The organism is Azospirillum sp. B2RO_4 (genome assembly GCF_051124815.1).
Classification (GTDB): domain Bacteria; phylum Pseudomonadota; class Alphaproteobacteria; order Azospirillales; family Azospirillaceae; genus Azospirillum.
Genome location: NZ_CP118485.1, coordinates 608176 through 630502 on the forward strand (window position 1 = coordinate 608176; position 22327 = coordinate 630502).

At 67.5% G+C, this 22327-nt stretch carries 18 protein-coding genes; 8 read left to right on the forward strand and 10 right to left on the reverse strand.

All coding sequences use genetic code 11. The features are described from left to right. Positions 1–170: 170 nt before the first annotated feature. The 4 genes from clpA to PWS46_RS02825 form a co-directional block, all read right to left on the reverse strand. Positions 171–2486 (reverse strand): ATP-dependent Clp protease ATP-binding subunit ClpA, encoded by a 2316-nt coding sequence (gene clpA / locus PWS46_RS02810; RefSeq protein WP_434617746.1) that lies wholly within the window; start codon positions 2484–2486, stop codon positions 171–173. An 8-nt stretch (positions 2487–2494) separates the two neighbouring features. Then, a complete protein-coding gene (gene clpS, locus PWS46_RS02815; RefSeq protein WP_014246998.1) occupies positions 2495–2821 on the reverse strand; it encodes an ATP-dependent Clp protease adapter ClpS in 327 nt (108 codons plus the stop codon). 358 nt (positions 2822–3179) lie between these two features. After that, on the reverse strand, positions 3180–3659 hold the full coding sequence (locus tag PWS46_RS02820; RefSeq protein ID WP_085088319.1) for a phasin family protein: 480 nt from the start codon (positions 3657–3659) through the stop codon (positions 3180–3182). Positions 3660–3977: 318 nt separating this feature from the next. After that, positions 3978–4490, reverse strand: coding sequence for a phasin family protein (locus PWS46_RS02825; protein ID WP_252137007.1), 513 nt, complete (start codon positions 4488–4490; stop codon positions 3978–3980). Between the two features lie 499 nt (positions 4491–4989). On the opposite strand from PWS46_RS02825, the gene PWS46_RS02830 reads away from it, so the two are divergent. Next, a complete protein-coding gene (locus PWS46_RS02830) occupies positions 4990–5751 on the forward strand; it encodes a peptidase (RefSeq protein WP_149197482.1) in 762 nt (253 codons plus the stop codon). A gap of 18 nt (positions 5752–5769) precedes the next feature. On the opposite strand, the gene PWS46_RS02835 is transcribed toward PWS46_RS02830, so the two are convergent. Next, positions 5770–6477 carry a hypothetical protein gene (locus tag PWS46_RS02835; RefSeq protein ID WP_434617751.1) on the reverse strand — a complete coding sequence of 236 codons (708 nt, stop codon included), beginning with the start codon at positions 6475–6477 and terminating at the stop codon, positions 5770–5772. A gap of 491 nt (positions 6478–6968) precedes the next feature. On the opposite strand from PWS46_RS02835, the gene PWS46_RS02840 reads away from it, so the two are divergent. Further along, positions 6969–8207, forward strand: a complete 1239-nt coding sequence (locus PWS46_RS02840) for a serine hydrolase (protein WP_434617754.1) — start codon at positions 6969–6971, stop codon at positions 8205–8207. A gap of 25 nt (positions 8208–8232) precedes the next feature. Here the strand turns inward: PWS46_RS02840 and PWS46_RS02845 are convergent, their stop codons facing one another. The 3 genes from PWS46_RS02845 to PWS46_RS02855 all read right to left on the reverse strand — a co-directional run bounded on the left by PWS46_RS02845 (position 8233) and on the right by PWS46_RS02855 (position 11216). Beyond that, a complete protein-coding gene (locus PWS46_RS02845) occupies positions 8233–8988 on the reverse strand; it encodes a response regulator (RefSeq protein ID WP_434617757.1) in 756 nt (251 codons plus the stop codon). An 88-nt stretch (positions 8989–9076) separates the two neighbouring features. Next, positions 9077–9568 carry an MmcB family DNA repair protein gene (locus tag PWS46_RS02850; protein ID WP_434617760.1) on the reverse strand — a complete coding sequence of 164 codons (492 nt, stop codon included), beginning with the start codon at positions 9566–9568 and terminating at the stop codon, positions 9077–9079. 127 nt (positions 9569–9695) lie between these two features. After that, on the reverse strand, positions 9696–11216 hold the full coding sequence (locus tag PWS46_RS02855; RefSeq protein WP_434617763.1) for an ATP-binding protein: 1521 nt from the start codon (positions 11214–11216) through the stop codon (positions 9696–9698). Positions 11217–11566: 350 nt separating this feature from the next. On the opposite strand from PWS46_RS02855, the gene PWS46_RS02860 reads away from it, so the two are divergent. The 5 genes from PWS46_RS02860 to PWS46_RS02880 all read left to right on the forward strand — a co-directional run bounded on the left by PWS46_RS02860 (position 11567) and on the right by PWS46_RS02880 (position 19860). Continuing rightward, a complete protein-coding gene (locus PWS46_RS02860) occupies positions 11567–13006 on the forward strand; it encodes an ATP-binding response regulator (protein ID WP_434617766.1) in 1440 nt (479 codons plus the stop codon). Positions 13007–13310: 304 nt separating this feature from the next. Next, the gene (locus PWS46_RS02865; protein ID WP_434617769.1) at positions 13311–15569 is read left to right on the forward strand and encodes an ATP-binding protein; all 2259 of its coding nucleotides are present in this window, start codon (positions 13311–13313) and stop codon (positions 15567–15569) included. A 570-nt stretch (positions 15570–16139) separates the two neighbouring features. Next, the gene (locus tag PWS46_RS02870) at positions 16140–17528 is read left to right on the forward strand and encodes a bifunctional enoyl-CoA hydratase/phosphate acetyltransferase (RefSeq protein ID WP_434619883.1); all 1389 of its coding nucleotides are present in this window, start codon (positions 16140–16142) and stop codon (positions 17526–17528) included. Between the two features lie 14 nt (positions 17529–17542). Further along, positions 17543–18727, forward strand: a complete 1185-nt coding sequence (locus tag PWS46_RS02875; protein ID WP_434617772.1) for an acetate/propionate family kinase — start codon at positions 17543–17545, stop codon at positions 18725–18727. Positions 18728–18951: 224 nt separating this feature from the next. Continuing rightward, positions 18952–19860, forward strand: coding sequence for a LysR substrate-binding domain-containing protein (locus PWS46_RS02880; protein ID WP_434617775.1), 909 nt, complete (start codon positions 18952–18954; stop codon positions 19858–19860). Here PWS46_RS02880 and PWS46_RS02885 read toward each other — a convergent pair. Both PWS46_RS02885 and pgi read right to left on the reverse strand, forming a co-directional pair. Next, entirely contained in the window at positions 19847–20101 is a 255-nt protein-coding gene (locus PWS46_RS02885) for a hypothetical protein (RefSeq protein ID WP_434617778.1), read from the reverse strand. The two genes, PWS46_RS02880 and PWS46_RS02885, sit on opposite strands and share 14 nt — an antisense overlap. A gap of 151 nt (positions 20102–20252) precedes the next feature. Further along, positions 20253–21905, reverse strand: a complete 1653-nt coding sequence (gene pgi / locus PWS46_RS02890; RefSeq protein WP_434617781.1) for a glucose-6-phosphate isomerase — start codon at positions 21903–21905, stop codon at positions 20253–20255. A 205-nt stretch (positions 21906–22110) separates the two neighbouring features. Here pgi and PWS46_RS02895 point away from each other — a divergent pair, with 205 nt between their 5' ends. Further along, the gene (locus PWS46_RS02895; RefSeq protein WP_434617783.1) at positions 22111–22278 is read left to right on the forward strand and encodes a hypothetical protein; all 168 of its coding nucleotides are present in this window, start codon (positions 22111–22113) and stop codon (positions 22276–22278) included. The last annotated feature ends 49 nt before the right edge of the window (positions 22279–22327 follow it).

The window sequence follows — 22327 nt, forward strand, 5'->3', positions numbered from 1 at the left end:
GATCGGTCATGCCGCGACCATAGCGCAGTCCGGCAGTCGCGCAAAAGTTTCGCGCGGTGACGAAGCGATGCAAAAGAGCGCATCCGCCTGTCGCGCAATGAAAAAGGAGGCCGCGGACGGCCCCCTTTTTTACCATGTGGAACGAGCGACGTTGGATGGATCGGCCGAGGTTACTCGACCATCTCCGACACCATTTCCTCGTCATCGTCACCGGAGGTGCGCTTCGGACGGTTGCCTTCGGCATAGTCGAAGGCCGGCTTGTCGTCCTTGACGGTGACCTTGACCAGACCGCCCTTGCTGAGCTTGCCGAACAGCAGTTCTTCCGCCAGCGGCTTCTTGATGTACTCCTGGATCACGCGGCCAAGCGGGCGGGCGCCATAGAGCGGGTCGTAGCCCTTCTTGCCCAGCCACTCGCGCGCCTCGTCGTTCAGTTCGATGGACACGCCGCGGTCTTCCAGCTGCGCTTCCATCTGCATGATGAACTTGTCGACGACGCGGTTGATGACCTCCTGCGTCAGCGGCGCGAACGGGATGATCGCGTCGAGACGGTTGCGGAACTCCGGCGTGAACATCTTCTCGACCGCTTCGATGTCCTCGCCGACCCGGCGGTCACGCTCGAAACCGATGGCGGGCTTGGCCATGTCGGCGGCCCCGGCGTTCGAGGTCATGATCAGGATGACGTTGCGGAAATCGACGATCTTGCCGTTGTGGTCGGTCAGCTTGCCGTGGTCCATGATCTGCAACAGGATGTTGAACAGATCCGGATGGGCCTTCTCGATCTCGTCCAGCAACAGGACGCAGTGCGGGTGCTGGTCGATGGCGTCGGTCAGCATGCCGCCCTGGTCGAAGCCGACATAGCCCGGCGGGGCGCCGATCAGGCGCGACACCGTGTGCCGCTCCATGTACTCCGACATGTCGAAGCGGGTCAGCTCGATGCCCAGCGTCATGGCGAGCTGGCGGGCCACCTCGGTCTTGCCGACACCGGTCGGGCCGGTGAACAGGTAGTTGCCGATGGGCTTCTCCGGCTCGCGCAGGCCGGCACGGGCCAGCTTGATGGCGGAGACCAGCGCGTCGATCGCCTTGTTCTGGCCGAAGACCATGGTCTTCAGGTCACGCTCCAGGTTCAGCAGCGTTTCCTTGTCGTCGCGGCTGACCGACTTCGGCGGGATGCGGGCGATCTTGGCGACCACCGCCTCCACGTCCTTCACGCCGATCTTCTTGCGGCGCTTGTTCTCCGGCAGCAGCATCTGCGCCGCACCGACCTCGTCGATGATGTCGATGGCTTTGTCGGGCAGCTTGCGGTCGCCGATGTACTTGGCCGACAGCTCCACCGCGACGCGGATGGCGTCGTTGGTGTAGGTGACCTTGTGGTGCTTCTCGTAGTAAGGCTTCAGGCCCTGCAGGATCTTGATCGCATCCTCGACCGACGGCTCGTTGACGTCGATCTTCTGGAAGCGGCGGACCAGGGCCCGGTCCTTCTCGAAATAGCTGCGGTATTCCTTGTAGGTGGTCGACCCGATGCAGCGCAGCGAACCCGAGGCCAAGGCCGGCTTCAGCAGGTTCGAGGCGTCCATCGCGCCCCCCGAGGTCGCGCCGGCGCCGATCACCGTGTGGATCTCGTCGATGAAGAGGATGGCCCCCTCCGTCGCCTCAAGCTCCGACACGACGGCCTTCAGCCGCTCCTCGAAATCGCCCCGATAGCGGGTGCCGGCCAGCAGCGAGCCCATGTCGAGCGCGAAGATGGTGGCGTTGCGCAGCACCTCCGGCACTTCCTGCTGGACGATGCGGCGGGCAAGGCCCTCGGCGATGGCGGTCTTGCCGACACCGGGGTCGCCGACGTAGAGCGGGTTGTTCTTCGACCGCCGGCACAGGATCTGGATGGTCCGTTCGACCTCCTGCTCCCGGCCGATCAGCGGATCGATCTTCCCGCCGGACGCCTTCTTGTTCAGGTTGACACAATACGCCTCTAGCGCTTCGCTGCCTTTTTTCACGACCTTCTCCGCCGCCGCCTCGTCGTCGGCGCCCGAGACCCGCTTGGTTTCCGAGCGGCCCGGAGCCTTCGCGATTCCGTGAGAGATGTAGTTGACCGCATCGAACCTGGTCATCTCCTGCTCCTGCAGGAAATAGACCGCGTGGCTCTCGCGTTCAGAGAACAAGGCGACGAGCACATTTGCTCCCGTCACCTCCTCACGTCCCGACGACTGGACGTGGATGGCCGCACGCTGCAGAACCCGTTGGAAACCAGCCGTCGGCTTGGCATCATCAGGCCTGTTCGTGATAAGGTTCGCCAGTTCGTTGTCGAGGTAATCCGACAGTTCCGCGCGCAGTCGGTCGAGGTCGATCCCGCAAGCGCGCAAGACGGCGGTAGCATCGGAGTCTTCGGTCAACGCGAGAAGCAGATGTTCGAGCGTCGCGTATTCATGCCTGCGCTCGTTCGCGTGGGCCAGGGCTCGGTGCAGCGTCTGTTCCAGGTTACGCGACAGCATGTGTGGGTCTAATCCTTTTCTAACGTGCATTGCAGCGGATGCTGGTTCTGGCGCGCAAAGTCCATCACCTGCGTGACTTTCGTCTCCGCCACCTCGTAGGTGAACACGCCGCACAACCCCACACCCCGCCGGTGCACATGCAGCATGATCTGGGTCGCTTCCTCCCGCGATTTGCTGAAGAAGCGTTCGAGAACGAGAACGACGAACTCCATCGGAGTATAATCGTCGTTCAACATCAAGACCTTATACATCGACGGCTTTTTGGTCTTCGGCTTGGCCTTTACGACCACGCCGCTGTTCGTGCCGTCGTTGCCCTGCTTGTCAGAGTCGGCCATGGTCCCAGTCGAATGTCATCGCGATGCACTGTCACTGTGAATGATATGGTCATTTCGGGCGCGGTGGGAAGGGGCCGTTTTCGGTCTCCCTCCATTTGGCAGACCCTCCTTTGGTCCGGTCGGCCTTCCGATACCCCGAAATAGGAGACACCGCTTGCCTTCGGACCGCAATCGGCGGGAAACCCTAAGCCATTGTGCGGCATCGCCGACGTGGAAGGACAGGGTAGGGGGGCTTCCGGACGCAAAACGGCCCGGCACCCTGTCCGGGATGCCGGGCCGCTGCGATGCGGTCGTTCAGATGGGCATGGGGTGACCGCCGGTCAAGCCGGCAGGATCAATCCCTGCCCGCGGGCGCCGATCAGGCGGCGACCGGCTTCTTCGACAGGACCTCGACCGTGGCGTTGACGCGGGCGCTCAGTGGAGCCAGCGCCTCGTTGGCGACCTTGACGGTCAGCTCCTGCATCTTGGTGCTCTCGGACACGAAGGCGTCGAGGCTGGCCTTGGTGTAGGCCTTCTGCAGCTCGACCAGCTCCTGGATCGTCTTCACCGCCAGCATGGACTTGGCGTTCGACACGCTCTTCTCCAGCGAGGACTGGGTGAAGGCGGCGACCTGCTTGCCGGCCTCTTCCGCGCCCTTGGCGACGACGGTGCCGGACTGCACGAAGGCGTCGACATTCCCCTTGGTGAGGGCGGTCAGCTCCTCATAGCCCTTCAGCACCTGGGCGGAGGCCTTTTCCATCTGCTCCTGCTGGGCCTTAACAAGGCCTTCCAGGTTCTGCTTGGCGGTGGCGATGGCGTCTTCGACGGACTTGGTGACGGCGGCGATCTGGTCGGACATGGCTATGCTCCTCGCGCTCTCTCAGGGGTCAACCGCGCGGCCCCGGCGATGCGGCGACCGGGCGCGGAGTGGGTTGAGTCCCTCGGACCCCGAAGAACCGGGCGCCCGAGTTATGCTGCACTGCAACATAAGCCGAATGTAAGGAAATCCGGGCGCGGAGTCAATGGGTATTGTGCACTGCACAAAATCCGCCGGCGTGCAGGAGGCGGAACCCGGAACGCAAAACGGCCCGGCAACCGCGTGGAGGTTGCCGGGCCGTCTGCGGGGCCGGGGTCCATGGCTGAACCCCGGCCGTCAGGTCTCGTCCGCTCGTGCCGGTCAGGCGGCGATCGGCTTGGAGAAGGTCTCCACCGTCGCGGTGACGCGGGCATTCAGCGGGGCCAGCGCCTCGTTGGTGACCTTGGTGGTCAGCTCCTGCAGGCGGCTGGTCTCGGCCAGCATCGCGTCGAAGCTCGACTTCAGGAAATCGTTCTGCAGTTCCACCACTTCCTGCAGGCTCTTGGCGGTCAGCAGGGCCTTGCCGGTGGTGATCGACTTGTCCAGCGCCGACTGGCCATAGGCGACGACCTCGCGGCCCAGATCCTCGGCGCCCTTGGCGGCGATGGTGCTGCTGGCGATCAGCGCCTCGACATTGGCCTTGCCGGTGGCCTGCAGGTCCTCATAGCTCTTCAGCAGCTGGGCGGCAGTCTTTTCGAACTGCTCCTTGGCGGCGGTCGCGGTCTGCTCGAACTGCTTGACCGTCTGCTCCTGGCCGGCCTTCACCAGACCCTCGTACTGCTCCTTGGCCTGGGCGGCGACGTTCTCGAGCGACTTCGGCGTAAACTGGTTCATGACGCGCGTTCCTTCCTGGCTGATGCCGGCGTATGGAGAGTGGACCCGCCCGCCGCAAAGCGTGGCGCGGAGCCGGCCGGCAGCGGTGTATGTTGCGTTTTTTTACGTTGTGCAGCCGTCCTCACGGATTTCCGGGAGGCTGCGGATCGGCTCCGAAAATGCTGCACTGCAATATAAGAGTTTTATGGGCTAAGCTCTGCGCGGTGTCAACAGTCCGTTCGGCGGGTATGCGGCTTACTCCGTTGTGCCGAACCCTACCCCAAACGCGTGAAGATCCTGTGACACCACCGCCGCCTTCGTTGCGGACGGAGGCGGCGATCGTGGCGGCGGCGGCAAGTCACCGAAGGAGACTGTCCTTAACGAAGACTTTACCGGCGCTGGGACAAGTGTAGCGTGGCCGTGGAGGGGATTCGCCTCGGCCATTGGTCAGGTGCGGCGCTTGGACGCGGCGCGCCGGGCCCTCCCTTCATCAGGCCGCATCTTCGGGACCATTTCGACCATGACCTATTGCCTTGGCATCAAGACCCGCGACGGCCTGATCGGTCTGTCGGACGGCCGGATCACCAGCGGATCGCAACTGTCGTCGGCCCGCAAGGTGACGATGATGGGCAGCGGCGGCGACCGCTTCTTCATCATGAACTCGGGCCTGCGCAGCGTCCGCGACAAGACGCTGGCCTATCTGCGCCGCGACATGCAGAAGCGCCGGGGCGAGGCCTATGCCACCATGCTGGACGCGGTGTCGGCCTTCACCACCTGCCTGCGGCAAGTCGCCGCGGAGGACCGGGAGTCGCTGGAAGCGTCCAAGCTGCACTTCAACCTGCACGCCATCATCGGCGGTCAGCTGGCCGAGGACCGCGAACCCTACATGTTCCTGGTCTATCCGGAGGGCAACTGGATCGAGGTGGACGAACGCACGCCATACCTGTCGATCGGCGCCACCGCCTACGGCAAGCCGATCCTGGACCGCGCGCTGACCTACGGCACCGACATGCAGACGGCGCTGAAGCTGGCCTATCTGTCCTTCGACAGCACCCGCTTCTCCACCAACGACGTCGGCTTCCCGATCGACATGGTGTCCTACCATGCGGAGTCGCGCAGCTGGCGCCAGTCGAACTACGACTATGACGATCTCAGCGAACAGCGCCAGTGGTGGAACCGCAACCTGACGGAGCTGGCCCGCCGCATGCCGGACGGCCCCTGGGTCGAGACGCTGGTCCCCGAAGAGATGCGTCCGCGCCAGCCCGCCGAAGAGGCGGTCTGACTGGAGACCTGCCCGGCGTCAGTTCCCCGGAAGGGCGCTCAGCAGCAGCGCCCCGAAGGGGGCGGTCGGGCCAACCAGTCCCTCCCGGCCGACCTGAATCTCGAAGAACACCCCGCCGTCGGCCAACTGGCCGGAAGAGGGCAGGGTGCGCGGCGCATCGTCGGGTTCCGGCAGGCCGGGGAAGGCGACGCCGGTGGGGTCGAGGCCGCGCAGAAGCTCCGGAAAGCGGGCGTCGGTGAAGCGGCTGGACGGGTAGGGAAAGGCGGTGAAGAACCACTGCCCGGCGCGGCAGCCGTTGATCAGCCAATAAAAGCCGTTGGACGGCAGCCGCAGTCCCTGGGGCGGCGGGTCGAACGCCCCGTCGTCGCGCAGGCGGCCGATAAAGTTGTCATATTGCGCGGCGGTCAGTTGCAGCGTCGCCGTTCGGCCGCGCGCCGCGGAGAACGGGTCGGTCAGCGTCATGCGGGCGAGGTCGGTCGCCTCGATCACATGCGCCTCCACCGCCGCACCGCCGCGGTCGGGGTCGCCGACGACGTCGTAGGTGCGCACGTGCCGATTGTAGTCGGCGTTGAAGATCAGGCGGAAGCGGTCGGCGCCGTCCTTGCCGCAGCGCGACCGCAGATCGTCGCCGTTGAGATAGCTGAACCAGGTCAGCTTGCGCGCCAGCGGATTGTCGGTCGGCCCCACCGAGCCGCAGCCGGCGAGCGCCAGCAGGGGGACGGCCATGGCCGCCGCTATCGCCACCCGAGCAATTCGTCGGGCCGGGCGATGGCGGGAAATTGTGGCCGGAACGGTTCTTTGATGACCACGACTCATTGTCGCTTGCCTCGCGTCTGCGGCCCCTGGTAGGTGGAGAAGAACGGGTGCTGCGGCAAGCCCCGGATGACGGGCTTCGGCCTGTCGGAGGGCGCCGGTACCCCGTCTGCCCCCCTGCCGTAACCCTTTCGCCGTGCCCTTGTCCGCCGTCCTTTCCCTCGTCATGCAGGACCCGCAATTTTGGCCACAGAAACTGCGAAAAGCCAAAGCAGTAAATTAACGAATTCATGCTAGACACTGATTTCGCACGAATTTACCATTGAACCAAGCACCAGTATCTAGCGGTTGGCGGGGCCATCATGAGTGTAACGCGCAACACCGTTCGTAACGGATTGTTTCCGTTCGCCTTTCGCGCGGCGGACACGAACGGGGGGCGGAGTTCGGCGGGTGTTGGGCGCCATTTGTTCGCGGCTGCCGCGCTGCTGGGGATGGTGGCTGCCGGGTCCGGCCTGTCCGCGGCCGAGGCGCTGGCGGCCAAGGCCGCGGCCATCGTCGTCGATGCCCGGACCGGGCAGGTGCTGATCGACCAGGATGCCGACGCGATCACCCATCCGGCGTCCCTGACCAAGATGATGACCCTGTACCTGACCTTCGACGCTCTGGACGACGGTCGCCTGACCCTCGACCAGCAGTTGCCGGTCTCGTCCTGGGCGGAGAGCATGTCGCCGACCAAGCTGGGACTGCGCGCCGGCCAGACCCTGAAGGTGGAGACGGCGATCCTCGGCCTCGTCACCAAGTCGGCCAACGACGCCGCGGTGGTGCTGGCGGAGGCGCTGGGCGGCACCGAATCGCGCTTTGCCGAGATGATGACGCGCAAGGCCCGCGAACTCGGCATGCGCCGCACCGTCTACCGCAACGCGTCCGGCCTGCCGAACATGGAGCAGGTGACGACCGCCCGCGACTACGCGTTGCTGTCGCGCGCGCTGATGCGCGACCATGCCAAATATTACCCCTATTTCAGCCGCCGCAACTTCGTCTATGGCGGCCGTACCCTGGCCAACCACAATCACCTGATGTCCCGCTACGAGGGCATGGACGGCATCAAGACCGGCTACACCGTCGCGTCCGGCTTCAACCTCGCCGCCTCGGCGGTGCGGGACGGGCGGCGTCTGGTCGGCGTGGTGATGGGCGGCAAGTCGGCCGTGTCGCGCGACAACAAGATGGCGGCCCTGCTCGATCAGGCCTTCGGCCGGCCCGGCCGGGGCCACGAGGACGCGCCGGTGATGGCGAGCCTCGACACCACGCGCTCCGACGCCATCGACGGCGAAGGGGATGACGATGAGGAGCCGGTGGTGAAGGCCAAGCCGGTCCGCGCCTCCCTGCAGACCGCGGCGATCCCGGTCGCGCCCGCGAAGGAGGAGAAGGCGAGCCGCGGCGGTGCCGCTTCACATTGGGGTGTCCAGGTCGGCGCCTTCTCCAGCAAGGCGGCCGGCAACAAGGCGGTGAGCCAGGCGGTCAAGCAGGCGCCCTTCCTGCTGAGGACGGCCAAGCCCAGCGTCGTGCAGGCGAAGACCGGCAAGGAGACCGTCTACCGTGCCCGCCTGACCGGGCTGGACGAGAAGGACGCCCGCAAGGCCTGCGCCGTTCTGACCAAGCACGGCCACCATTGCGTCGCCGTGTCGCCGGGAGAGCGGGGCTGACGACGGAAGCCGCTGCCGGCCGTCCTCACCCCCGCGCCGCGGCGGCGCACCGCTTCAGGAAATCCAGGGCCGGAGTGAGTGTGCAGGCCACGTCCTCGGCCAACTGCGCCTGATCGGCGCCCGGTTTCTGCAGGCCTGCCTCCAGGGCGCGGGCCGCCCGGCGCAGGGCCAGACAGCCATATTGGCCCGACACGCCGGCGATCTTGTGGGCCATCGCCCCGGCCGTTTCCCGGTCTCCGCCCTTCACAGCGGCGTCCAGCGCCTGCCAGTGCTGCGCCAGCACCGCAGCCGTCCGGTCGAGCAGTTCGGCAGCGCGGGCGGCGGGCAGCATCTCCCGCATCGTCCTGATCGCCCCCTCGTCGAAGGCCGGGTCTGTTGGCGGCGGCGCGGCTTGCGGGCCGTCTGCCGGCAGGAAGGACAGGGCATCCAGCCGCAGCGGTTTGGTCAGCATGCCGTCGGCGCCGCAGTCGGCGCAGCGGGCATGCCCTTGTGCGGTGGCGCTGGCCGTCAGCATCAGAATGCGCGGGGCGGCGCCGTTCGGCCGGCGGCGGATGGCGCGCACCGCCTCGTCGCCGGGCAGGCCGGGCAGGTCCAGATCCATCAGGATCAGGTCGAAGCCGCCCTGCGCAGCCGCTGCGACGGCGGCCGGACCATCCTCCACCGCCACCACGCGATGGCCGGCACGTTCCAGCAGGGCGCGGGCGGCAAGGCGGGTGACCGTCTCGTCCTCCGCCAGCAGGATCTGCAAGGGGTGTGCTCCGCCCGTCCGGTCCGCCGTCATGCCGGTCCGCTCTCCCTGGTTGATGTGGCTGCCCAGTGTACCCGGTTCCGTGCCGCCGTGCACCGGTAAGGTCAGGGGAGCGGCGGGATCAGACCGTTGGCGAGGCCTGGGTGAACATCGGATCCTCGATCCGGTGCAGGCGCCCGGCGCCGGTCATTGCGGCGCGCAGCAGCAGGGTCTTGCGGCGGGCGGCGGCCAGCTTGGCGACCGGCGCCTCGCGCAGGACCTCCGCGCCATAGGCGTCGGCGACCATCAGCCCGCAATCCTCCGGGATCAGTTCGGTCGGGAACCCATCGTCGACGGCAAAATAGAAGGCGTCGCACCAGTCGCGATACTCCTGCCATTTCTGGTCGGAGCGGAAATCCGGAACGCCGCTCTTCACCTCGACGATCAGGATGTTGCCGGCCTCGTCGATCGCCAGCACGTCGGCTCGCCGGCCGCTTGCCAGCCGGAACTCGGTCAGGGTCGCATAGCCGCGCAGAGCCAGCGCCCGCCGCACGCCGCGGAAGATCGGCGGCGCTCCCCCGGCCGGGAGGCCGCAGCCGCTGTCGGAAACCGGAACGGCAATATCGTCGCTCATGGCGCGGTGCCACCATCGAAACAGGAACGGGTAGGGAACATGCCCCCACAATGACCTGTCGGCGCGTCGGCGCCAAGGGGCAAAAGATGGCCGGTGAGTTCAGGTCGCCTGACCGGGGCCACCCCGATCAGCCCGGCAGAACGACCGGGGGCAGGGGGGCCGGACGGCAGCGGTCGCGCGGCAGGCTGCGCTCGGCGGGGAAGACCAGCACCACGGCGGTGCCGACTCCCGGTTGGCTGGTCAGCTCCAGCCGTCCGCCATGCATCTCCACCAGCCGCTTGACGATCGGCAGACCCAGCCCCGTCCCGCGGGAATTGCGGGCGATGGTGGAGTCCGACGGTTCGAAGGGGTGGAGGATGCGGGGAAGATCGGCGGTCGGGATGCCGACGCCGGTGTCGGCCACCATCAGCCCGAGCCCGCCGTCGGGCATCAGATGCACGGTCAGCACCACCTCGCCGCCGGGACGGGTGTGGGTGACGGCGTTCGACAGCAGGTTGGTCAGCATCTGGGTCAGCGCCTGGGCGTCGCCCTGCAGCAGCGGCAGGCCGGCCGGCAATTCCCGGCGCATGCGCACGTCGCCTTCCGCCGCCACCTCCTGCAGGGCGGTGACGACCCGCAGCGACAGCGTGTCCAGATCCACCCCTTCCTCCGCCAGCGGCATGCCGCCGCCGTCCAGGCGCGACAGCTCGAGAATGTCGTCGATCAGCGCCAGCAGGTGGGTGCCGGCATCGCGGATGTCGCCGGCATAGCTGCGGTAGCGCGGATTGCCCAGCGGCCCGAACGGCTCCGTCAGCAGCATCTCCGAGAAGCCCAGAACCGCGTTCAGCGGCGTGCGCAGCTCATGGCTCATCTGGGCCAGGAAGGCGCTCTTGGCGCGGCTGGCGCCTTCCGCTTCCGCGCGGGCGGCCCGTGCCTCCATCTCGCGAACGCGCAGCCGCTCCTCGTTCAGCTTCAGCGTGGTGACGTCGGTGTAATGGACCAGCACCCCGCCCGGCACCGCATGTTCGCGGCTGAGCAGCCAGCGCCCGTCGGGCAGCGGCACCACCACCGGCGGCTCCAGGCGGCGATGGCGCTCCAGCCGTGCCGTCATCCAGGCCGCGCGCTCCTCGTCGGTGGTCAGGCGCGGATCGGCCAGGGCGAAGCCGCGGGCCAGCTCCTCGAACGGCACGCCGGGAACCAGCCGGTCGGCCAGATCGGGCAGGTCCTTCTTCAGCCGGCCGTTGGCGTGGACCAGCCGGTCGGCATGATCGAACAGGGCGAAGCTCTCGGCGCTGTGTTCCAGCGCCGCGGTCAGGCTTTCGGCCAGCGCCTCGGCCACGGACGGGTTCTCGGGGCCGAGATCGGTCAGGATGGCGCACAGTCCGCCGGGAGCCGGTCCGGCCGCCACCCGCCAGCGCACAGGTGTCGTCCCCCGCCGGGCGGCGACGGTGCGCTCCACCGGGCCGTGCAGGGCATCGGCCAACGCGGCGAACAGCCCGGGGCAGGCGGCATCGGTGCCACCCCCGCGCAGCCGCTTGCCGGCGAGCGGGGCGACACCCAGCAGCCGCTCCGCCGCCGGATTGGCGGACTGCCATTCCAGGTCCGTCAGTGCGCCGGTACAATCATGATGTGCCTTGAAGAGTGCGACGGCGTCCGGCAGTTGCAGCATGGTGAGCAGCAGCGCATCCGCCGAAGGGAAATCCCCGGTCTTGGTTCTACCATGCCCCCCGTCGGCACAAGTCTGCGCGTCGCAATCCATTCCGCCATCATTGCGGGCCATTCCTAAAAAACACTGAAGGCCGAGCTTGGAGTGTCATCGAATATTTGTCGAATTGTAACAGCCGGGCTCGAATGCTCCAGCAATGTTCAGGATTTGCCGAAAAAGCAACAAAAGGTTTGATTGAGGACGCCGTTGTGATCTTCGCGTGGAGTCTGCCGAATGGCGGGCTTTGCAACGGGCCGCACCTTCCATAGTGTTGAGTCCTGTCGGAGCATGACGCATGGGATGCAGGTGTGACCGTGAACGGCAGCCAAGACGACGCCGACGGTGCGGTGCCGGCCCTCCTGGTGTTCGGTGCCGGTGGAGTGCTGACCGATTGGACCCCGGCGGCGGCGGTCCTGCCGGCGCTTGCCGGTCGATTGGCCATCGGCCTGTCGGCCGATGATCTGAACGTCCACCTCTCCTCCGGCGCGTCGGCCAATGTGGCGCCGCCGCGCACGGTCCTGCCGCTTGCCGGCGGCGGCGCGATGTGGCGGTTCGACGGGGCTCCTCCGTCATCGGACTCCCCCAAGGCGGCGGTCACGCCGATGGGCGATCCTGCCGGGCGCCTGTTCGCCGCCGCGAGCCACGACCTGCGCCAGCCTCTGGCGGCGCTGTCGCTGCTGATCGGCACGCTCGATGGCAGGCTGGGGGGCAGGCTGGGGGGCAAGCTCGACGGCCCGCCGGATCGCGACCTGCTGCGCTCGATGGCGCAGGCGGTGGAATCGATGCGCAGCATGGTCGACGGCCATTTCGACCTTGTCCGTCTGGAAAGCGGCCTGACCGAACCGGACATCCGCACCCACGCGGTCAACGGCGTGCTGATGCGCCTTGCGCTGGAGGTGGCGCCGCGTTTCGCCGACCGCGGACTGCGCTTTACCGTGATGCCCTGTTCGGCCATGGTGCGGACCGATTCCGCGCTGCTCGAACGTCTGCTGCATGGCCTGATCGCCAACGCCCTGCGCGGGACGGTCCGGGGCCGCGTGCTGCTGGGCTGCCGCATGCGCGGCGACCATCTGCGCATCGAGCTGTGGGACAGCGGCCGCGGCCTGTCGCCGCAACGTCTGGCCGCCTTGCGGACGGAACTGGCGAAGCCGGCCGGGGAAGGGGCGGGAGCGCTGGGGTTGGACCTGACCCTGGTGCGCGGCCTTGCCCGGAAGCTCGGTCTCGGTCTGGAAGTCTGTGCCGTGGAGGGGCGGGGCACCGTCATGGCCGTCGTGGTTCCCCTCTCGGTCGAAATGGCTGTCGATGTGGCCGACGCCTCCGGCCGGGAGGAGACCGTCGCGGCCGCGGTGCCGGACAGCCGCACCGCCGACATCAGCCGCACCCGTATCCTGGTGATCGAGGACGACCCCATGGTGCTGGCCGCGCTGGAGGCGCTGCTGGGGCAATGGGGATGCAGCGTTCTCGGGGCGGAATCCTACGACATGGCCGTCGAACGGATCGGTCCGGCGCCGGAGCCCTTCGACCTCATCATCTCCGATCTGCGGCTGAAGGGGGCTGCCAACGGCATCGTCGCGATCCGGCAGATCGCCAAGCTGTTCGACCGTCCCGTGCCCGGCATGATCCTGACCGGTGACACCGATCCCAAGCGCCTGCGCGAAGCCCGGTTGTCCGGGTACCCTCTGCTGCACAAGCCGGTCGCGCCGCTCGCTCTGCGTGCCGCCGTCGTCCGCCTGCTCGGACATGATCCCCTTTGATAACAAAGATCAGGATCGCGAATCCGGTCTTCGAGAAATGCATGCAGAATATTTAGCGTCGTACCTTTCTGCTTTCTGCTGCAGTGCAATGACAACTCTGAAACAGAGGCTGGAGGGATGCGGCAAAATGCAACAAGGTTGCGACGTTTATTCGCAATGCAAGCTCCTTGTCATCATCCTATCGGTGGAGTGATCTCTTTCTTTGGTTTGATGGAAAACTTTAACATACCCATTTATGCTTTTCCTTCGCTATGATCCGGTTTGAGCAACGACTGTTCGAACGGATTGGTCGGAGGGCGTTCGAATGAACCGGCGATACCGGGCGGGGAGAGGGACGGCGGCGCTGCCGGTGATCATCGTCACCGGGCTGTTCCTGTCGCTTTCGGCCTTTCTGCTGATCCGCAGCGCAACGAGCCAAGCCGAACATGCCCTGGCCGACCGTCAGGCGATCCAACTCCACGACGAGCTGAAGGCGGGACTGGAGCGCCAGAGCATGCTGCTGCGTGCGCTCAGCGGTCCGCTGGCCGGTCCCGCCCCGGTGACGGATGCGAGCTTCGCATCGGCGGCCGAACCGCTGCTGCCGCTTTATCCCAATCTGCGGGCGGTCGCCTGGGCGCGCCGGATTTCGGAACGGAACGTACCGCTGCTGGAGCGGGCCATGCGCTCGGCCGGCTACACGTCGTTCGCGGTTCGCAATGCCGATGGCGGGCGCGGTCCGGACTACGGCGCCGCCGGAATGTCGGCCGACCGGTTCGTCAATGTGCTGGCCGAACCGCGATCCGCCGTCGGACTGATCGGCCTCGACATGGCCAGCCTTCCGGGCCAGCGCGATGTGCTGGTGCGGTCCTGCGCGGCGAACCGCCTCGCCGCCGCCGAAGGCCAGCCGCTGCGGGCGGAACTGGGCGAGAGTTCCGTGCTGATCTACCTGCCGGTCTACACCCGCGAAGTCGAAGATGATCCCGACCGGTTGGTGGAGCCCATCGTCTGCGATCTGCTGACCGGTTTCCTGTGGACCAGTTTCGATATCGGGCAGCTGCTGCGGGATGCGGTGCGCCGGGTCGGTATTTCCATCGGCGACGTCTATCTTCTGGAGCCGCCGGCCCGGCCGGGTATGGGCGCGCCACGGATGCTGGCTGCCGAAGGGGCGATCGGCCGCCCCGGGGAGCTGCCCCATCCGCCGGTCGATCCCCTCACCGTCGAGCAGCTGACGGGAGACGCAGCGCCGCATGCCATCGTCCGCGACATCGCCTTCGCCGGGCGGGTATGGCGGCTCTACGTGCTGCCGGACGCGGCGCGCCTGTTCAGCGCGGACGACCGGCTGGCCTGGACCATGCTGATCGGCGGAATTCTCCTGACCGCGGGCGTCGCGGCCTATGTGCTGCGGGAAGCGCGCACCAAGCGCCTGCTGCGGACCGAGGCGCGGGCCCGTGCCGCCATGGCCCGCGCCCTGCGCGAGAGCGAGGAGCGCTTCCGGCTGGCGTTGCGCTATTCGAAGGTCTCACTGTTCAGCCAGGACCGCAACCTGCGGCATCTGTGGATCTATTGCCCGCGCGCAGACCTGCATCCGGAGCGGATGATCGGCCGGACCGATGCCGAGCTGTTCCCGATGGACGAGGCGGCACGCATGTCGACCATCAAGCGGTCGGTGATGGAAAGCGGCACCGGCACCCGTTGCGAGCTGGTGGTGACCTATGGCGGCAGCCGGCGGGTGCTGGACCTGTCGGTGGAGCCGATGCGCGACGAGACCGGGGCGGTGGCCGGCGTCGTCTGTGCCGCCATCGATATGACGGAATCGGTCGAGATCCGGGATGCGCTGTCCCGCGCCCATGCCGAGGCGGAGCGGGCCAACCAGGCGAAGAGCCGCTTCCTGGCCGCCGCCAGCCACGATCTCCGCCAGCCCTTCCAGGCGATGAGCCTGTTCCACCACATCCTGATGAGCAAGCTGGACGATCCCCAGCAGGTGGAGGTGGCGAACAAGCTGGGGGAGGCGCTGACCGCCGGCAACACGCTGCTGTCCACCCTGCTCGACACCTCCGCGCTGGAGGTCGGCAACGTCAAACCGCGGGTCGCGGAGTTCGATGTCCAGGACATCCTCGCCCGGCTGTCGATCGAAATCGGCGACCAGGCGATCGACCGTGGGCTTCAACTGCGGACCGTCGACTGTTCCGCCCGGGTGCAGAGCGACCCGATCCTGCTGGAGCGCATGGTCCGCAACCTGCTGGTCAATGCCCTGCGCTATACCACCGAAGGGCGGATCCTGCTGGGTTGCCGTCGCCGCTCCGATGCTGACGGTGGCATCCGCCTGTCCATCGAGGTGTGGGACACCGGTCCCGGCATCGCCGAGGCGGAGATGAACGCGATCTTCGAGGATTTCTACCGCTGCGGCACCGACCAGCGCGACAGCGGCCGGGGGCTGGGCCTGGGGCTGTCCATCGTCCGCCGCATGTCCCAGATGCTGGACCATCCCGTCACCGTGCGGTCGCGGGTGGGGCGCGGCACCGTTTTCGCGGTCAGCGTCCCGCTGGTCGTGCAGGAATGTTCCTGCTGCGCCGCCGCGGAGTAGGGCGCCGCCGGTCTCCCGTCCCGCCCTCCCATGCCGCAGCGCGCAATGGTGGCAGTCCCGCCGGCGGGTCCGCTTTTCCCGTCCGCGTCCGCGCAAGTTTCGGTTATGCTGCGGCTGCTCACTGCACCGAAACGATCCCAGTAACCCAGCTGCAACAATAGCTTGGCGACTTTATTGATGTAGGTCATTGGGCCCCTTTGCCATAGGGGCTATTGCTTTCGCACAAGCACACTCCTTGGATAATCCTTGGAGGGTGAAGGTTCCGCTTCGACGGAACCCAACAAGACGGAGTCCGGCCCGTCGCCATGGCATGCCCGCGAAGGGCGCCGACGGCAACGGGAACCGGGCTTGGGAGGATACGGCCTGCCGCCGCGACGGATGCCCCGCTCCAACGGGGCATCCGTTCCGGTCACCGGCATTCGGGCTTCCGCCGCCAAGAGGCGGGGTCCGTTGGTCGGGCGCCGCGATCCTTTTCAGGAGCATTCTAGTATGGACACCGCCATCGCCGCCCCCTCCGCCGCCCCGGCGGGTCGCAGCGGCCTCGTTCCGACCGGCAAGAACGGCAGCCCCATGATCGAAAACGTCACGTTCGAGGAAATCCACATCGGCCAGCAGGCCAGCCTGTCGCGCCGCCTGACCATGTCCGACATCGAGCTGTTCGCGACGGTGTCCGGCGACCTCAACCCGTCCCATGTGGACGAGGATTACGCCGTCGACCACAAGGTGGTCGGGCATGGCATGTGGTCGGGTTCGCTGATCTCCGCCGTTCTCGGCACCCTGCTGCCCGGCCCCGGCACCGTCTATGTCGGCCAGGATCTGCGGTTCGAGCGTCCGGTCCTGCTGGGCGACATCGTCACCGTGACGGTCACCGCCAAGTCCAAGGATGCGGTGCGCAAGACGGTCGTCTTCGACTGCCTCGCCGCCAACCAGGACGGCAAGACGGTGGCGACCGGCATCGCCGAGGTGATCGCCCCGACCGAGAAGGTGCGCCGCGCCGCGGCGGAACTGCCGCAGGTGCAGGTGATCCGCCATGACGGCCACGAGCTGATGCTGAAGAAGTGCGAGTCGCTGCCGCCGGTGCCGACCGCCGTCGTCCATCCCTGCGACGAAAGCTCGCTGCGTGGCGCCGTCGAGGCTGCCGAGGCCAACCTGATCGACCCGGTTCTGGTCGGTCCGGAGTCCAAGATCCGCTCGGTTGCCGACACGTACGGCCTGGACATCTCCCGCTACCGCATCGTCGACGTCGCCCACAGCCATGCCTCGGCCGAAACCGGCGTGCGGCTGGCCCGCACCGGCGAGTGCGAAGCGGTGATGAAGGGCAGCCTGCACACCGACGAACTGATGGGCGAGGTGGTGCGGAAGGAGACGGGCCTGCGCACCGGCCGCCGCCTCAGCCACGTCTTCGTCATGAACGTCCCGACCTACCCGCGTCCGCTGCTGATCACCGATGCGGCGATCAACATCTACCCGACGCTGGAGGACAAGGTCAGCATCGTCCAGAACGCCATCGACCTCGCCAAGGTGCTGGGCACCGAGGTGCCGCGCGTCGCCATCCTGTCGGCGGTCGAGACCATCAACACCAAGATCCCCTCGACGCTCGAAGCCGCCGCGCTGTGCAAGATGGCCGACCGCGGCCAGATCACCGGCGGCATTCTCGACGGCCCGCTGGCCTTCGACAACGCCATCAGCCGCGAGGCCGCCATCACCAAGGGCATCAAGTCCGAGGTGGCCGGGCAGGCCGACATCCTGCTGGTCCCCGACCTGGAGGCCGGCAACATGCTGGCCAAGCAGCTGTCCTTCCTGGCCCATGCCGATGCCGCCGGCATCGTGCTGGGCGCCCGCGTGCCGATCATCCTGACCAGCCGCGCCGACAATGTGCGCACCCGTCTGGCGTCCTGCGCCGTGGCCGTCCTGTCGGCCGCCGCCCGCCGCCGCGGTGCCGCCGCCGCCGCCGAGTGAGGAGGGCAGGGCCTATGTCCAACGCGATCCTCGTCATCAATGCCGGCTCCTCCAGCCTGAAATTCTCGGTGTTCCGGGATCATGGCGGCGGGGATCCGGTGGTCACCGTCAACGGCCAGATCTCGGGCATCGGCACCCAGCCGGTGTTCGAGGCCAAGGACGCCCAGCGCCGCCCGCTCGCCGAAAAGAGCTGGGGTGCCGGTGAACCCAGCGACCGCACGGCGCTGCTGTCCTACCTGCTCGACTGGATCGAGGAACGGCTGGAGGGGGCGACGCTGATCGCCGCCGGTCACCGGGTGGTGCATGGCGGCGTCCGTCACGCCGCGCCGGTTCTGCTGACCTCCGCCGTGCTGGATGAGCTGGACGGTCTGGTGCCGCTGGCTCCGCTGCACCAGCCGCACAACCTCGCCGCCATCCGCGCGCTGGCCGAGGCGCATCCGGAGCTGCCGCAGGTCGCCTGCTTCGACACCGCCTTCCACCGCAACCAGCCGTGGCAGGCACAGACCTTCGCCATTCCGCGGGAATTGACGGAGGAAGGCGTGCGCCGTTACGGCTTCCACGGCCTGTCCTACGAGTACATCTCCCGCCGCCTGCCGGAAATCGCTCCGGAGTTGGGGGATTCGCGGGTGGTGGTTGCCCATCTCGGCAGCGGCGCCAGCATGTGCGCCATCCAGGGCGGGCGCAGTGTCGACAGCACCATGGGCTTCACCGCCCTGGACGGCCTGCCGATGGGCACCCGCTGCGGCACCATCGACCCCGGCGTGCTGATCTACCTGATGCGCAAGGGCATGGACGCCGGCGCAATCGAGAAGATGCTCTACAACAAGTCCGGCCTGCTCGGCGTGTCGGGCATCTCCAACGACATGCGTGTCCTGCTGGAGAGCGGCGACCCGCATGCGCAGGAGGCGGTGGAGCTGTTCTGCTTCCGCATCGCCAAGGAGACCGGCGGGCTGGCCGCCTCGATGGGCGGGGTGGATGCCGTGGTGTTCACGGCGGGCATCGGCGAACGCTCCGCCCCGGTGCGGGCGCGGGTCGGCGACAAGCTGGCCTGGATGGGCGTGGACATCGACGCGGCGGCCAACGAGGCCAATGCGACGAAGATCTCGGCCCCCGGCAGCCGCCTGCCGGTCTATGTCATCCCGACCGACGAGGAACGGATGATCGCCCTGCACACCCGCAAGGTGCTGACGGGGCGGTGAGGGGGTGTGGGGGCTGATTCGGGTGCCCCCTCCCCATCCCTCCCCCGCTTCGCGGGAGAGGGGGTAGGAGCTTTGCGGGAGAACGGCGGCAGTTCCCTCTCCCGCCGAAGGCGGGGGAGGGTTAGGGAGGGGGCATGGTTAGCCGCTCCCCCCACATCCCCCTGGAGCCCACCCCCAATCAGTGCTAGCTCACCCCCGACACCCAGCATTCGTCCGGGGAACCCGTGGTCCGGCCCTATCTGCCCTTGAACGCCCTGCGCGCCTTCGAGGCGTCGGCGCGGCATCTCAGCTTCACCCGCGCCGCCATCGAGCTGTGCGTGACCCAGGCCGCCGTCAGCCATCAGGTCAAGCTGCTGGAGGAGCGGTTGGGCGCCAGCCTGTTCCACCGGTTGCCGCGCGGCCTCGCCTTGACCGACGAGGGGCGGGCGCTGCTTCCGACGCTGGAGGAGGCGTTCGACCGCATCGGCGGCCTGCTCGACCAGTTCGAGGGCGGGCGGTTCCGCGAGGTGCTGACGGTCGGCGCCGTCGGCACCTTCGCCGTCGGCTGGCTGCTGCCGCGGCTGGCCCGCTTCCGCGAAGCGCATCCTTTCGTCGATCTGCGCCTGTCCACCAATAACAACCGGGTCGACATCGCGGCGGAGGGGCTGGACTACGCCATCCGCTTTGGTGACGGCGCGTGGCACGGCACCGACGCAGTCCGCCTGTTCGACGCGCCGCTGTCGGTTCTGTGCGCGCCGGAGATCGCCCGGCGTCTGCGCGAGCCGGCCGATGTCGGGCGCGAGACCCTGCTGCGCTCCTACCGATCCGATGAATGGCCGGGCTGGTTCGCCGCCGCCGGGGTCGAGCCGTCGGCGATGCCGGCGGTCAAGGGGCCGGTCTTCGATTCCTCCTCCCTGATGGTGGAGGTGGCGATCCAGGGGGCGGGGGTGGCGCTGGCTCCGGTGTCGATGTTCCGCCGGCCGCTGGCGCTGGGCCTGATCGAGCAGCCCTTCGCCGTCACCGTCTGCAAGGGCGCCTATTGGCTGACGTCGCTGAAGTCGCGACCGGAGACGCCGACCATGCGCGCCTTCCGCGACTGGCTGTTCGCCATGGTCGCGGAAGACTGCATCGACGGAGTCGTCAGGACAGCGTGACGCGGCGCGGCGCCTGCTGCCGCTCCTCCCGCCGCTGCCAGAAGCGCAGGCGCAGCCGCGGCGCCATGAACCAGGCGATCGGGGCCGCAAGCACGATGCTGAGGATCACCACGGTCGGCATCAGCGTCATCGCCTGCTCGGAAAAGCTGGGGATGCCGAGGACCAGGACGGTACCGATGCCGAAGACCACACCCTGGATCATGCCGTAGATCAGGATGGCGAGGCGCAAGCGTGTGGACATTGGGTCGCTCCGGTTGTGAGGATTGGTGCAAGGACCGTTTCCCTCTTCAACCGTGGCGTGGCGGCGATGTTGCGAACGCCATCGGGGGAAGGCTATCCCGCCCGATTGCGTTCGCACACATACAATTACTTGGCGTAAGCTGGACCTGCGCTTACCGGTGCGCCCGCCACCACGCCATCAGCCCGGTGGTGGAGCTGTCATGGGCGCCCTCGGCCGGCCCGGCTTCCATCTCCGGCAGGATGGTGTTCGCCAACTGCTTGCCCAGCTCGACGCCCCACTGGTCGAAGCTGTTGATGTCCCAGACGATCCCCTGGACGAAGACCTTGTGCTCGTACAGCGCGATCAGGGCGCCCAGCGTCGCCGGGGTCAGGCTTTGGATCAGAATGGTGTTGGACGGGCGGTTTCCGGGGAAGACGCGGTGGGGCACCAGCGCCTCCACCTCATCCGCCGGCTTGCCGGCCTTGGTCATCTCCGCCCGCACCTCGTCGGCGGTCTTGCCGCGCATCAGCGCTTCGGCCTGGGCGAAGACGTTGGACAGCAGGATGCGGTGATGGGCGCCGGCCTCCGCCCCGATCGGGTTGTGGGTGGTCGCCGCCGCGATGAAATCACAGGGGATCAGCGAGGTGCCCTGGTGGATCAGCTGGTAGAAGGCGTGCTGGCCGTTGGTGCCGGGCTCGCCGAACAGCACCGGGCCGGTCTGGTAGTCCACCGGTTCGCCGCCGCGGGTCACCGACTTGCCGTTGCTCTCCATGTCCAACTGCTGGAGATAGGCCGGGAAGCGGTGCAGATACTGGTCGTAGGGCAGCACCGCGTAGGACGAGGCATCCCAGAAATTGCGGTACCAGACGCCGAGCAGCCCCAGCAGCACCGGCATGTTGCGTTCCAGCGGCGCGGTGCGGAAATGCTCGTCCATCGCATGGGCGCCGGCCAGCAGTTCGGCGAATCGCTCCGGCCCGATGGCGATCATGATCGGCAGGCCGATGGCCGACCACAGCGAATAGCGGCCGCCGACCCAGTCCCAGAAGCCGAACATGTTGGCCGGGTCGATGCCGAACTTGCGCACCTCCGCCTCGTTGGTGGAGACGGCGACGAAGTGCTTGGCGACATGCGCCTCGTCCTGCGCGGTCTCCAGGAACCAGCGGCGGGCAGAATGGGCGTTGGTCAGCGTCTCCTGCGTCGTGAAGGTCTTGGAGGCGATGACGAACAACGTCGTTTCCGGATCCAGCCACTTCAGCTGTTCGGCCAGATGGGTGCCGTCGACGTTGGAGACGTAATGCAGGGCGACATGGGCATGGGCGAAGGGCCTCAGCGCCTCCGTCGCCATCACGGGGCCGAGGTCGGAGCCGCCGATCCCGATATTGACCACGTCGGTGATCGGCTGGCCGGTATAGCCGCGCCACTCCCCGTCGCGCACCGAAGTGGCGAAGGCGTCCATCCGTTCCAGCACGGCGCGCACGGCCGGCATCACGTCGCGGCCGTCGACCGTCACGGCGCGGTCGGAGCGGTTGCGCAGAGCGGTGTGCAGGACCGCGCGCTTTTCCGTCAGGTTGATCGGCTCGCCGCCGAACATGCGGGCGCGGGCGCCCTCCACATCCTGCTGGCGGGCAAGGTCGAGCAGCAGGCCGACCGTCTCCTGGGTGATGCGGTTCTTCGAATAATCGAGGAACAGGCCCGCGGCCTCCAGCGAGAAGGCTTTGAACCGGCCGGGATCGGCGGCGAACAGGTCGCGCATGTGCGTGCCGGCCATATCCTGGCGGTGGCGGGCGAGGGCGGCCCAGGCGGGGGAACGGGTCAGCGCGGTCATGATGCTTTGGACTCCTTGACGTCAGCGGTCCTTTGACGCGGCCCATCTGCGGGGCGCAGGGAGCCTAACACCGTCCGCCGGCATCGGCCACGGGCCAAAACGCGGCGGTTGGTGCTGCTTATCGGTCTATGCACGCCGGCCGAGCCGTGCAACCGGATGGCGGACGGACTGTTGTGGATCTGAGGATTCGCAACAGGAGGAAGCCATGTCCGACAAGCCCGCCACGCCACCGCCGGAAGAGCGCGAGGAGCAGAACGACCGCGACGATGCCGCGCGGCCCGATCAGGTCGGCATCATTCCCGGCAAGGTGCCGGGGCATCCGGTGGACCCCGGCGATCCCCGCTTTCCGGGGAGTCAGCCGGATTTGGCATGAAGAAAGGGAGCTTTGGCGGAGTGTGGCCCCCTCCCTAACCCTCCCCCAC